The 13,386-nt window shown below is 33.4% G+C and carries 13 protein-coding genes and 1 tRNA gene; 4 read left to right on the top strand and 10 right to left on the bottom strand.

Going from position 1 to position 13,386, the window contains the following annotated elements:
* Nucleotides 1–58: 58 nt before the first annotated feature.
* Both nusA and rimP read right to left on the bottom strand, forming a co-directional pair.
* Nucleotides 59–1,309, bottom strand: coding sequence for a transcription termination factor NusA (gene nusA / locus P8H68_RS11385; RefSeq protein ID WP_300325113.1), 1,251 nt, complete (start codon nt 1,307–1,309; stop codon nt 59–61).
* Between the two features lie 13 nt (nt 1,310–1,322).
* Nucleotides 1,323–1,784 (bottom strand): ribosome assembly cofactor RimP, encoded by a 462-nt coding sequence (rimP, locus tag P8H68_RS11380; protein WP_300325110.1) that lies wholly within the window; start codon nt 1,782–1,784, stop codon nt 1,323–1,325.
* Nucleotides 1,785–2,519: 735 nt separating this feature from the next.
* On the opposite strand from rimP, the gene moeB reads away from it, so the two are divergent.
* A complete protein-coding gene (gene moeB, locus P8H68_RS11375) occupies nt 2,520–3,596 on the top strand; it encodes a molybdopterin-synthase adenylyltransferase MoeB (protein WP_300325107.1) in 1,077 nt (358 codons plus the stop codon).
* 16 nt (nt 3,597–3,612) lie between these two features.
* Nucleotides 3,613–5,643, top strand: coding sequence for a M3 family metallopeptidase (locus P8H68_RS11370; RefSeq protein ID WP_300325104.1), 2,031 nt, complete (start codon nt 3,613–3,615; stop codon nt 5,641–5,643).
* Nucleotides 5,644–5,704: 61 nt separating this feature from the next.
* Here the strand turns inward: P8H68_RS11370 and P8H68_RS11365 are convergent, their stop codons facing one another.
* From P8H68_RS11365 to cyoE, 8 genes are all read right to left on the bottom strand, one after another.
* Nucleotides 5,705–5,914, bottom strand: coding sequence for a hypothetical protein (locus P8H68_RS11365; RefSeq protein WP_300325101.1), 210 nt, complete (start codon nt 5,912–5,914; stop codon nt 5,705–5,707).
* A gap of 9 nt (nt 5,915–5,923) precedes the next feature.
* A complete protein-coding gene (locus tag P8H68_RS11360) occupies nt 5,924–6,439 on the bottom strand; it encodes a DUF420 domain-containing protein (RefSeq protein WP_300325098.1) in 516 nt (171 codons plus the stop codon).
* Nucleotides 6,440–6,441: 2 nt separating this feature from the next.
* Nucleotides 6,442–7,083: an SCO family protein gene (locus tag P8H68_RS11355; protein ID WP_300325095.1), complete on the bottom strand. Its 642-nt coding sequence runs from the start codon at nt 7,081–7,083 to the stop codon at nt 6,442–6,444.
* Complete coding sequence (locus P8H68_RS11350; RefSeq protein ID WP_300325093.1) at nt 7,084–7,737, bottom strand: hypothetical protein; 654 nt, start codon at nt 7,735–7,737, stop codon at nt 7,084–7,086.
* Nucleotides 7,738–7,827: 90 nt separating this feature from the next.
* Nucleotides 7,828–8,172, bottom strand: coding sequence for a cytochrome C oxidase subunit IV family protein (locus P8H68_RS11345; RefSeq protein WP_300325091.1), 345 nt, complete (start codon nt 8,170–8,172; stop codon nt 7,828–7,830).
* A 55-nt stretch (nt 8,173–8,227) separates the two neighbouring features.
* A complete protein-coding gene (locus P8H68_RS11340; RefSeq protein ID WP_300325088.1) occupies nt 8,228–9,205 on the bottom strand; it encodes a cytochrome c oxidase subunit 3 in 978 nt (325 codons plus the stop codon).
* Nucleotides 9,206–9,261: 56 nt separating this feature from the next.
* A complete protein-coding gene (locus tag P8H68_RS11335; RefSeq protein ID WP_300325085.1) occupies nt 9,262–9,843 on the bottom strand; it encodes a cytochrome c oxidase subunit 3 in 582 nt (193 codons plus the stop codon).
* A gap of 15 nt (nt 9,844–9,858) precedes the next feature.
* Nucleotides 9,859–10,770, bottom strand: a complete 912-nt coding sequence (cyoE, locus tag P8H68_RS11330) for a heme o synthase (protein WP_300325082.1) — start codon at nt 10,768–10,770, stop codon at nt 9,859–9,861.
* 231 nt (nt 10,771–11,001) lie between these two features.
* On the opposite strand from cyoE, the gene P8H68_RS11325 reads away from it, so the two are divergent.
* A tRNA-Leu gene (locus P8H68_RS11325) sits at nt 11,002–11,087 on the top strand.
* 335 nt (nt 11,088–11,422) lie between these two features.
* Entirely contained in the window at nt 11,423–13,384 is a 1,962-nt protein-coding gene (locus P8H68_RS11320; RefSeq protein ID WP_300325079.1) for a LamG domain-containing protein, read from the top strand.
* Nucleotides 13,385–13,386: the final 2 nt, after the last annotated feature.

Genomic DNA, 13,386 nt, shown 5'->3' with positions numbered 1-13,386 from the left:
ATTCTATATTCTATAATCTATTTAAATTGGGTTTCTCACGAAACTCGTTTCTGGGTACTTATGATTCGAATTCTTCTCTTAGAACTCTTTGTACATCTAAAATTGTTTCCTCTTCTAGATCTGTTCTCTTCACCAACTCATCCACGTCTTTATCCAATACGCTTCTTGCTGTATCCAATCCAATTTTCTTGAATTCTTCAATTACCCATGATTCTATTTCATCAGAGAATTCTGTCAATTCAACATCCTCGTCTTCTACACCTTCTCTTTGCACATCAATTTCAAATCCTGTAAGTTCACTTGCCAAGCGGATGTTTACACCACCTCTACCAATAGCTCTTGAAACTTCTTCTGGACGTAAAAACACATCTACTCTACCTTTTTTACCTTCTTCTGGTTGTTGTTTGATAGTCATAGAAACTATTTTCGCTGGGCTCAATGCTCTCGCTATAAATAATTCCGTGTTTTTAGTATAATTGATTACATCAATATTTTCGTTTCCTAATTCACGTACAATTCCGTGAATTCTAGATCCTTTCATACCAACACATGCTCCTACTGGATCAATTCTATCATCATAAGAATCTACAGCTACTTTTGCTTTATCACCAGGGATTCTCGCAACACCTTCAATCGTAATCAATCCATCAAAAACCTCAGGAATTTCTTGTTCAAATAATTTAGACAAGAAACCTGGTGCAGTCCTAGATAAGATAATCACTGGTTTATTACCTCTTAGCTCTACACTTTTGATAATACCTCTTACTGACTCTCCTTTTCTAAAGAAATCAGAACGAATTTGCTCACTTTTCGGTAAAACCAATTCATTCCCTTCATCATCTAACAAAATGATAGCATTGTGTTTTATATGGTGAACTTCTGCAGAGTACAAATCTCCTTCAAGCTCTTTAAACTGCTTGAAAATATTTGTGCTATCATGCTCATATATCTTAGAAATCAAATTTTGGCGTAAAGCTAAAATTGCTCTTCTTCCTAATTGAAATAATTTCACTTCCTCAGAAACATCCTCACCAATTTCAAAATCAGGCTCAATTTTTCTAGCTTCACTTAATTCAATCTCTTCATTATCGTCCTCTGAAAAACCATCAGCAACAACAACTCTATTTCTCCAAATCTCTAAATCTCCTTTATCTGGATTGATAATAATATCAAAGTTGTCATCAGAACCAAACTTACGTTTTAACGCGGCTCTAAAAACTTCTTCTAGAATAGACATCAAGGTTACCCTATCAATACTCTTATCATCTTTAAACTCTGAAAATGAATTTATTAAATCTATATTTTCCATTTCACCTTACTACTTAAAAAATTAGCTTCACTTTTGCTTCTACTATACTATTATATGGTAATGTTGCAGATTTCTCTACAGTTACTTTACCTTTTCCAATTGGTTTTGGCTCTCTAGCAGACCAGTTTAAAACTAGGTCTTCTCCTATCACCTCTACCAACTTTCCTTCATATTTACCTTCTGCAGTTTTTACAGAAAGTGTTCTACCAATGTTTTTCTTAAACTGTCTAAACACTAGTAATGGCTTTGTGATATCTGGTGTACTAACCTCTAAACTAAAGTCCTCTTCCTCTCTATCCAACTCACCTTCAACGGCTCTACTAATACGAATACATTCATTTAGTGGAACACCTTGATCACCATCTATGATTATTGATATTTTACTATCCGGCAAAAGCTCTAAACTTATTAAAAACAATGGGCTATTTTCTCCCAATGCATCATTTACTAATTGTTCAACAAGCTCTTTATTCATCTTCATAGTATAAAAAAAGGAGACTTGTAAGTCCCCCTTCATTTGCAGTAATCTCGATTTTACGGTGCAAATATAACAACAATTATCGGATATACAAAACCGATATGACTTAACTGATAAAAACAATTCCCTAATTATGAGGGATAAAAAAATCCAAATTACGCAGCGCGCAATTTGGACTTCCTGAGACGATCAAAAAAGTACTTTTTTGAATCTCTATTTCTTAAAATTTAAACCCTTTCGTCAAAACCAAATATACTGCTGAAAATAAAAAGAACATTGTCATCATACTATACAAGGTTAACATAACTTTTTCGAATAGATTTAAACCTTCTCCTTTTTCATGAAGGTACTCCTGAATAGAATTAACAATTCCACTTCCTAAAGATTTACCGGAGTTTAACGAGTGATTTTCAGCTTTCATAATACTACAATTGATTTTTATATATGGAGACAATTTATCTCTTAACTAAAACAAGGGGTAGTATTCAATCCTTAAATCAGTGCTCTAATCCACTGAAATTTGATAGCTTTTCGTAAAGTATTCTTTCATACAAATTTACACTCGCAATTTACAAAATATTTTTCTTTTTGCTGCAATATTTGTTACAAAAATTTTAACATAAAATAACACTGCTACAAAAGGCAAAAAAAAGGTACTTTTGAAACAAATACATTTGACTAAATTTTATGAGTCAAACTTTAGAAATCCTCTATTAAAACTGAACATTTTTTATGTTTTCAACTGAAGAAAAAAAGCAATACAATCGTCATTTTATTTTGGACTCCATTGGAATCGAAGGCCAAAGTAAATTAAAAAACAGCAAGGTTTTAGTAGTGGGTGCCGGCGGATTAGGTTGTCCCATCCTTCAATATCTTGCTGCTGCAGGGGTTGGAACGATCGGAATTATAGACAACGACACGGTGGATCAAAGCAATCTACAAAGACAAATTCTTTTCACAATTGACGATATCGGCAAGACAAAAGCAACCGCTGCAGCCGATAGATTAAAAAGATTAAACCCTTATATAAAATTCAATACTTATATAAGTTTTTTATCTTCTGAAAATGCTTTAGAAATTTTCCCCGAATACGATATTATCGTAGACGGTTCCGATAACTTTCAAACACGATATTTGACGAACGATGCTGCCGTTTTAACCAATCGACCTTTAGTCTTTGGAGCTATTTTTAAATTTGAAGGTCAGGTTAGTGTCTTTAATTACAAAAACGGACCTACCTATCGATGTTTATTTCCCGAGCCACCTAGTGCAAACAGCATCCCAAATTGCTCGGATGTTGGTGTTCTTGGTGTTTTGCCAGGAATCATAGGTTGCTTGCAAGCTAATGAAACCATCAAAATAATCTGTGAGTTAGGAGATGTTCTTAGCGGGAAACTACTTTCCATGAATGCTTTAAACCTTCAACAAAACATTTTAAAATTCCCTAAAAATCCAACTATAGAAATCAAAGAATTGATTGATTATGATATATTCTGTGGTATAGAAAAGAATCCATCACTTGAAATCTCTGCGGATGAACTAACGGAAAAACTAAAAAAAGAGTCTATTACATTAGTGGACGTAAGAAAACTTATGGAACGAGAAAATTTCAATATTGGAGGAGAACACATCCCTCTACATCAAATACAGCAACAATTCGAATTTTTTAGCGACAAGCAAGATATTATATTGTATTGTCAAGTCGGTCAAAGAAGTTTACTTGCAGCAAAAATGCTCCTAGAAAAATATCCCAATAAAAACATCCAAAGTCTTCAAGGCGGAATAGAAGCCTGGAGAAGGTCACAATAAAAACATACAAAGAAATATGAATCCATTATTACAAGAGTTCAGTACACCTTATGAAACTGCTCCTTTTTCAAAAATAAAAAACGAGCATTTCAAACCTGCCTTCGAGAAAGCTATTGAATTGGCCAAAGCAGAAATAGCAGCAATTACAAACAATTCAGAAGCACCAAATTTCAAGAACACAACGGAAGCACTTGAAAATTCAGGAAAAACTTTAGACAGAATTTCAAGTATTTTTTTCAACTTAAACTCTGCCGAAACAAACGATGCTATTCAAAAAATAGCCCAAGAAGTTTCCCCCCTTTTATCACAGTTCTCAAATGATATTAGACTGAATGAAACACTTTTTGAAAGAGTAAAATCGGTGTATGACAGCAAAAGCAATCTGAATCTCAATGATGAGGAAACGATGCTTTTAGAAAAGCAATACAAGGGTTTTTCTAGAAATGGAGCAAACCTGAAAGGCAAGGACAGAGAAGTATTAAGAGAAATTGACATGAAACTCTCTAAGCTTTCTTTACAATTTGGAGAAAACTCTCTGGCTGAAACCAATGCTTTTGAACTTCATATCACAGACAGAAATCAATTGAAAGGTCTGCCAGAAGGTGCACTAGAAGCTGCAAAGCAAACAGCACAACAAAAAGAAAAAGAGGGCTGGTTATTCACTTTAGACTACCCTAGTTATATTCCTTTTATGACTTATTTGGACAACCGAGGCTTAAGAAAAGATATGGCCATTGCTTTTGGTAAAAAAGCTTTTCAAGGGAATGAGTTCGATAACCAAGAAATTGTAAAAGAAATCGTTGCTTTAAGACAACAACGCGCTCAACTTTTAGGATATGACACCCATGCCCATTATGTATTAGAAGAAAGGATGGCAGAAACTCCAGAAACAGTTTTGAATTTTTCTCATGAGCTTCTAAACAAAGCAAAACCAGCAGCTGAGAAAGAATTTAAAGAACTTAGTGAATTTGCAAAAAAAGATGGCATCAACGATTTGCAAAAATGGGACGGAGCTTACTATTCTGAAAAATTAAAGAAAGAATTATTTGATTTCGATGAAGAAGCGATCAAACCTTATTTCAAATTAGAAAATGTTTTAAAAGGTGCCTTTACAGTAGCTAACAAATTATTTGGTTTACAGTTTGAGGAAGTATTTGATATTGACAAATACCACGAAGATGTTACAACTTATAAAGTAACCGATGAGAATAACGAATATGTTGCTATTTTTTATGCCGACTTTTTCCCAAGAGAAGGTAAAAGAAATGGTGCTTGGATGACTTCTTACAAAGGACAATCAATTAAAAATGGAATCAACAGCAGACCTCATATTTCAAACGTATGCAATTTTACAAAACCTACAGAAACTAAGCCATCATTATTAACTTTTAATGAGGTAACCACGCTTTTCCATGAATTCGGACATGGATTACACGGAATGCTCGCAAATACTACTTATTCTAGCTTATCTGGAACGAGCGTGTCTTGGGATTTTGTTGAACTACCAAGTCAAATATTTGAGAATTGGTGCTACGAGGAAGATGTGCTAAAGATATTTGCTAAGCATTACGAAACTGGAGAAATTATCCCAATGCAATTAATCAACAAAATTAAGGATGCGGCAACCTTTTTAGAAGGAATGCAAACCTTACGTCAGCTAAGCTTTGGTTTACTTGATATGTCATGGCATTCACAAACGAACATTGACGTAAACAGTATCACGGTTAAAGAATTTGAACAAGCTTCTTTTTCAGAAACGCAGCTATATCCTGATGTACAAGAGAATTGCATGAGTACTTCTTTTTCTCATATCTTTCAGGGAGGATACTCGGCCGGATACTACTCTTATAAATGGGCTGAAGTTTTAGATGCTGATGCTTTTGAATATTTCAAACAAGAAGGAATTTTCAATAAAGAAATAGGATCTAAGTTTAAAAACACGGTTCTTTCGCAAGGAGGAACACAAAAGCCTATGAATTTGTACGTTGCCTTTAGAGGTAAAAAACCAAACTCTGATGCTTTGTTAAAAAGAGCAGGTTTGCTTTAACAAACGAAACTTCATAAAAAAAGCCCTATCAACAATGATAGGGCTTTTTATTTTACAGAAACTATTTCGTCTGTTTCTTTTTATATCTATACAGAGCATAACCTAAAGCGGCCACTAAGATATACGGAAATATCATTAAATACATTATTCCGTCATTCACTCCTTCTGCCATTCCTTGGTCTCCGCTTTCTACCACCGCTTTACACATAGCACACTGCGCTTTAGTATAACAAGTAGTCATCACAAATAAAAAAACAAGGGCTTTCTTCATTTCAGCTTTTTAAATATAATAAGGTGAAATCATCAAATACACAACAACCCCTGTTACCGCAACATACAACCACAAAGAAAACGTATATTTTGCAATCTTTTTATGCAATTCAATTTGGTTAGTTATACCACGCACATAAGTAATCAACACAAAAGGAATCACAGCAATAGATAATACTATGTGACTTATTAATATAATGTAATACACATATTTAACAATCCCTTCTCCCAAAAACTTTGTAGAATCAGAGGTCATGTGATACAAAACATACAACACTAAAAACACCAATGAACACCCAATGGCAATTTTCATTAACAACTCATGTCTTTTGATATTTCCTTTTTTTACAGCCAATACTGCCAACACCAATAAAAGAGCCGTTAAAGCATTGATACTTGCATAAATTGGAGGCAAAAACACAGGTAATTCTAGATCTATCTTTACACCAAACAAAATAGCTACTGCCAACGGGATCACTACAGAAAGTGCAACAATCAACTTATTATACTTTTTTTCTTCGCTCATATCTATTCCTCTTCTAATAATAATTTAATATCCTCTTTTAACATCTCTATGGCATCTGTATCCAAACCATCATAAAATTTAATTGGGTTTTCATTATCACCCATTTTTACAGTTCTAGAACGTATATACCCATCTTTATCAACCAAAGCAAACAAACCAGAATGCTCAAAACCACCTTCGACTTCCTCATTCACACCAGCATAAAGCTTGAAGCCTTCATTTGAAAAAGCAAAAATAGACGTTTCATCTCCTGTTAAAAAATTCCAATTCTCCATGGTCGCACCTTTGTCCTTTGCATACGCTTTCATCACCTCAGGTGTATCATGTTTTGGATTAATACTAATAGAAGCTATACCAAAATTCGGATTCCCATAAAATTTATTCTGCAACAAAACTGTATTTTTCGTCATGACAGGACAAATGGTTGGACAAGTGGTAAAAAAGAATTCCACCACATACACCTTGTCTTTGTAAAATGAATTGGAAACCGCTTCATTATTTTGATTGACAAAATTAAAATCAGGAACCTTTTCAAATTTCACCAATTCTCTTTTTTCGATCCTAGTCCCTAATTCATTTGCTCCCCAAATCCCAAAAATCAAGATGATAAAAGCAACCCCTGCATAAGAATAATTATTCTTCATTTAATTCAATTTTGGTTCTTTAACAGCAAATTTAGACTCGTAAAAAACGACTTTCAAATCCTCTCTTAATTTATTCTTTAATACTGACACAGACCTTGTATCATAACTATATAACAAGCCTGAACTGGTATCCTCATCATCCGTTCTACCTCTTAGGCTCATATCTTCATCTATGATAAATACTTTCTCTAGCCCTTTCTTTTTATCATAGATAATAGCAGGAATTCCAAAACTTGAAACCAAATTTTTAATTTGATTTTCTGAAAGCACTAAATACTCCCATTTAGGTAAATCTACACCACCAACTTTTGCCAATTCTTTTTTAAGCTCTTCTGCAGTATCTTCTCCAGATTTAGGAATCACGGTAATCACCTGAAAGTTCTTATACTTCTCTGTACTCTTATAAATCACCTGATACAAATTCAAGATATTCTGGTAAGTACCAACACTTGGCTCTTCTCCTAAAACAGACAGTACAGATACTTTATTCCTAAAAGGTATTTCACCATTTAAATTAGACACCTTTTCTGTAATTGTAGGCAATTTATTAAAATTCACCTTTCCCGATGCTAAAAATAAAAAGAACAACAACGGAACAATAAACGTACTGAACAGTATTATTATTTTTTTAGTTTGATTGGATTTTTCACTCATGGTAAAATGTTATTATTGATCGTTTCAATACTTATTGAATCCAAAAAAAGGCGGATAAACCACCTTTTTATATTTTTCAATTACTGTAAATTAGTATTTCCAGTTTATGTATGGTGCTAAAACATCATGTACATAACTTCCTTCAATAATTAGCAACGTTGCTAAGTAAGGAATTAAGATTACTAACGGTAATACAATAGAATATTTGAAATTCTTCTTCTCGTCTCCTAAATGCATAAAGTACCAAACGATATAGTATGCTTTAACAATTGTCAAGATTAAGAATAGAGAGTTTAATAAAGAGGTTCCTAAAAACTGAGTTGTAAATAAAAACTCTGGTTTTACAATACCTAATGCTACTTCCACAATTGTAATTGCAGAAAGTATCCCAAATACTTTCCAAATTAATGCTTTATGATCTGCTGCGTTTCCCATTTTATATTTATTTATCAGATTCGAAAAATCGAACTGCTATATTTTTTATTAATTATTAAACTAGGTAGAAGAATGTAAATACAAATACCCATACTAAATCGACAAAGTGCCAGTATAAACCAACTTTCTCAACCATCTCATAATGACCTCTTTTCTCGTAAGTACCAATGATAACATTAAAGAAAATAATAATGTTTAGTACGATTCCAGAAAATACGTGGAAACCGTGAAAACCTGTAATAAAGAAAAAGAAATCTGCGAATTGACTACTTCCGTACTCATTCACCTCTAAATTAGCTCCTTCTACAACTCTTGCAGCTTGAGATAAAAACTTCAATCCTTCGCTTCTAGAAACGATAATTTTCTTTTTAGTTTCAGGATCAATCTTTTCGATTCTTAAGTTTACTTGAGGATTTGCCTTGAAAGAAGCTACAACCTCTTCTACAGTATACGTAGGGTTTGCATCTCCAGACTCAAACCACAATCCATTATGTCTTGTATGATCTACTCTTTCTTTTGGGTGAGATGTTACAAAATCAGCCAATGCAATTTGATGACCATTTTCTGCAAACTGAACAATTTTACCATCCTTTAACTGAACAGCTCCATAAGAACCTTGGATAAAGTTTTTCCATTCCCAAGCTTGAGAACCTACGAAAATGATACCTCCAATAATAGTCAAAAACATATAAAAAGTTACCTTTTTCTTATTCATATTATGACCTGCATCTACTGCCAATACCATTGTAACAGAAGAGAAGATCAAAATAAATGTCATCAATGCAACGTAATACATTGGTGCATGCGTCCCATGCATAAACGGAAAGTGAGTAAACACCTCATCTGCGATAGGCCAAACGTCAATAAATTTAAATCTTGTCAAACCGTAAGCGGCAAGGAATCCTGAAAATGTTAATGCATCAGAAACGATGAAAAACCACATCATCATTTTTCCATAACTAGCTCCCATAGGTCTTGTAGAACCTCCGTCCCACGTTTTACCTTCATTTTGATCAGCAATATTTGCTCCCATAAATTTCGTTTAATTAATGTATAATTCTAATTAGTTGGCAAAAATAACAATTTTAATTAAGTATTAAAATAGAAAAAGCAAAATAACCCAATCCATAATAAATCTAAGAAATGCCAAAATATTTCTCCTAACTCTAAGCCCAAGGTATCCTCTGTTGTATACAGCCCTCGTAATTGCTTATAAAACACTACTAACAAAGAAATTAACCCAACCGCTACATGCAAAATATGCGCAAAAACAATCACCATTAACATGCTTGAAGACACCGCACTTTTTGGACCTGTAAAATACAACCCCATGTCTTGTAATTCATGAAATCCTTGAAATTGACCATAAACAAATCCCAATCCAAGCACCAAAGTAGTCAACAACATGATTGTTGTCATTGTTTTATTACCACTTTTTGCAGTCTTCTTAGCAACAAAATAACTAATACTGCTCAACAAAATACAAAGCGTACTCCATTGGAATGCCATTGGCAAGTCAAAACTCACCCAATCCTCTCTATTACTACTAATCACATATGCACTTGTCAACCCCGCAAACATCATGGTCATACTTACCATTGAAATCCACATCATTGGTTTTGCCCCTTTTCTTCTACCTTCTCTTAATTCTAAATCTACAGTATTGTCCATAGTCTCTATTTATCTTTAATGTAAAAACTTATCTATAACATATATTACCTGTACTACAGTAATATACAACACACTCGAAAGCATTAATTTCCTAGCCATTTCTCTACTATGATCCTTCAACATTTTTACCGCATAGAACAACATGCTTGCTCCTAAGAAAAATATAATTACTGCAGTAAAAGGATATATATAAAAGCTCCCTGTCAATTTTAAAACGGGAGCGATAGATACTAAAATCATAATAATGGTGTACAATATAATTTGTCGTACTGCACCATTATCTTTTTTACCCATCGGTAACATATTGAAACCTGCCTTTTTATATTCTTCATCTTGCAACCAACCGATTGCCCAAAAATGAGGAAACTGCCAAAAGAATTGAATTAAAAATAAAAACCCTGCTTCCACTCCAAAATTATTAGTAGCGGCAACCCAACCCAACATAAAAGGGATGGCTCCAGGAAAGGCTCCGACAAATACACAAAGCGGTGTAACTGGTTTTAATGGAGTATACACACTGGTGTATAAAAAAATTGAAATTGCACCAAACAGCGCACTTTTTGGATTGATAGAATATAAAATAGCAATCCCAAAAACAGTAAAACTCACTGCAATGACCAACGCCGTTCTAACCGACATTCTTCCTGCTGGAATCGGACGGTTCTTTGTACGCTTCATCAATGCATCTGTATTCTTTTCTATGATTTGGTTAAAAGCATTAGAAGCTCCAACCATAAAATACCCACCAATAGCAAGCAAAAAAATCACATAATAAGAAATCGCATCATTATCAACTGCCAACAGATACCCTGCAACAGACGAAAACACAACGCTCATTGACAAGCCCATCTTTGTAAGCTGCTTAAAATCACTTATCAATGTAGATGATTTTTCAGTTTGCTCTACTTCCTCAACAACGGATCCCATTTCCTTCAATTAAAATTTTTGCAAAGATATTTCTTTCTTACGTATTGACAATCAAATTTTCTGAAATAGATGTATTCTTATCTAACATATGACCAAACCTTATCGAAAACCTTCAATTCAAGATACACACAACACACTAAACAACTACCTATCAATCTTTTAAAAAATATATTTATTTTTTGTTTTCTAATGACAAATATCCTGTATATTTGCACCCGAATTAAATCACTCGCTCGAGTGGTGGAATTGGTAGACACGCTGGACTTAAAATCCAGTGGACTGTAAGGTCCGTATGGGTTCAAGTCCCATCTCGAGTACTGAGCCTCTTAACATTTTTGTTAAGAGGCTTTTTTATTTACTCCACTCGGACAACCTAACTTTAAAGTGCGAAATAAAACAGCTTCCTTAGAGAACCTACAATCCCTTAAACTTACACAAAGCTTTAAATTGTACATCTAGCATAAATATTTTACTTTTATGCCAACCTATTTTCTGGATTTCCCATACGTTTATGTTGCTCAAACTAATTTCTTTTTTACCGTCTTTTATTTTCCTCTTGCTGATGGACTTTAATGGTTACTCACAATATTTTGAAAATGACATAACATTTAAAAAAAATCTTTTCGAGGTTGGAAAAAACAACAATTACAATTTGCTTCCCATCACAAACGACGAAACTAGAGGTAAGGTGGTTAAATTTCAAAAAAGCACAAATCCCTTTTTTATTCAACCTAACCGTGACAAAACTATTTCCGTTGCCTTTTGGGTCAAACCACAAAACATAGAACTACACCCAGGAACTATCTATGGAGAAGAAAACAATTTCTACTTGAGACTCCTATCTAATCATGAAATTCAATTCAATCACTTTTTACGTAAGGATACAGAAACAAAAGCAATACTCACAGAAAACCGTTGGCAACATATAGGCTTTACTATAAACTCTAAAGGTCGCTTAAAAATTTTCTTTAACGGGCAATGCATCTTAAGGGATACCATTGATGAAAACTGGTGGAAGAAAAAAGGTAAAACCTATATAGGAACAGATAAATACAATGTCAATGCGGAAGGATTTCTAGACCATTTACAAACCTGGAATCGAGCCATTTCCGAAAAAGAGATGCTGCAAGCATATACTAGCTCATTAAAAACACCTCCTTTGAATTATGGCTTGAAATTATACCTACCTCTAAAAAACAACCTCAACAACGAAGCAAACACAAAAATAAAACTTACTAGTAAAAAAAATATTTCTTTCACAAAGGACAAAGAAGGAATGAAGTCTGCTAAATTCATTCGTAAAAAATCCTATTTGAAATATGAAGGACTTCTATTTGGAAACCAACAAACAATTTCTCTATGGATAAAGCCGAGCAACAAGGAAAGAGAATTGGCCCTGATTGGCAATAGTGATTTTTCACTTAGATACCTTCCAAAAACAGGACGCATGTGGTATAGTGTTCCTTTAAACTATGGGATCCTCGCAGAGCCAGCTAAAAACATCATAGCGGACAATTGGAATCATTTAGCCATCTCACTTAACTACAATCATCTTATAGATTTTTATGTTAATGGAAAAAAAATTGACAGCAAACCGATATTTCAAAACACAGGAAAAGCAACATATCTAGAAATTGGTAAAAGTTTTTGGAATAATTATTATGACGGAAATATAAAAAAAATTGCCGTTTGGGATAGAAAATTATCTGACAGCGAAATAGAAAACGTTTTTAAAAACGACATCAATACGCCTTCAAAACAAAACACCCTCACAACTGAAATTTTATACCTAGCTCTTTTTCTGATGGTTCTTGTTTTTGTCTATTTTAAATTCCTTCGAAAAAAAGAAAAAAATCAAAACAAAGCAGTTCTTACATCCGCCAAAAACTTTGCGATACCTCTCCCAAAACTTCCTCAAAAAAATGCAATTTATTTTCTAGATAAATTTGAAGCATACAATAACAATTCAGAAAATCTATCTCATGAATTTGCTCCAACTCTAATCAGGTTGTTTTTAATTATCTTAGTTTACCCCAAAATTTTCAACAGAAATATTAGTTCTAATAAAATGTCGGAAGTTTTATGGCCGAACGAAACAAGTTCTCAACAAAAAAACAACCGTAGCACGAATATCCATCGACTTAGAAGTATCTTTAAAAATATTGAGGGACTCTCTATTGTTTATAAAAACAAAACCTGGCAAATAGAGATTTCCAACGCTATTTTTATCGACATCCTTTCTATTGAAAACCTATTTTCTGATTGGGATTCAGAAAATCAATTGTATAATTTAAAGTTTGACAAGGCAATTTATTCAAATAATTTCAACCTTTTACTGAGGCCTATTCAAGATGATATCATCTCAAACCTCAAGAAAACCATTGAAATCTCTAGATCTAATAAAAATTGGAAGAAGGTTGTTTATTTAGCTAAATTATGGCTTAGCATAGATTCACTTTCTACACCTGCAATTCAATACATCATAAAAACACAACTATCCTTAAAACAAAAACAAAAAGCGTTAACTGCATACAATAGCTTCTGTGAGAACCATCTAGAATTACTGAACAAAAAATTTGACATAAAATTTGACGATTTTACCCCGTACCACTAGGG

It is taken from the genome of Flavicella sp. (assembly GCF_029238425.1).
In the GTDB taxonomy this organism is placed as follows: domain Bacteria; phylum Bacteroidota; class Bacteroidia; order Flavobacteriales; family Flavobacteriaceae; genus Flavicella.
Note: the sequence above shows the minus strand (reverse complement) of the source record. Positions and strands in the feature narration are given on the sequence as shown.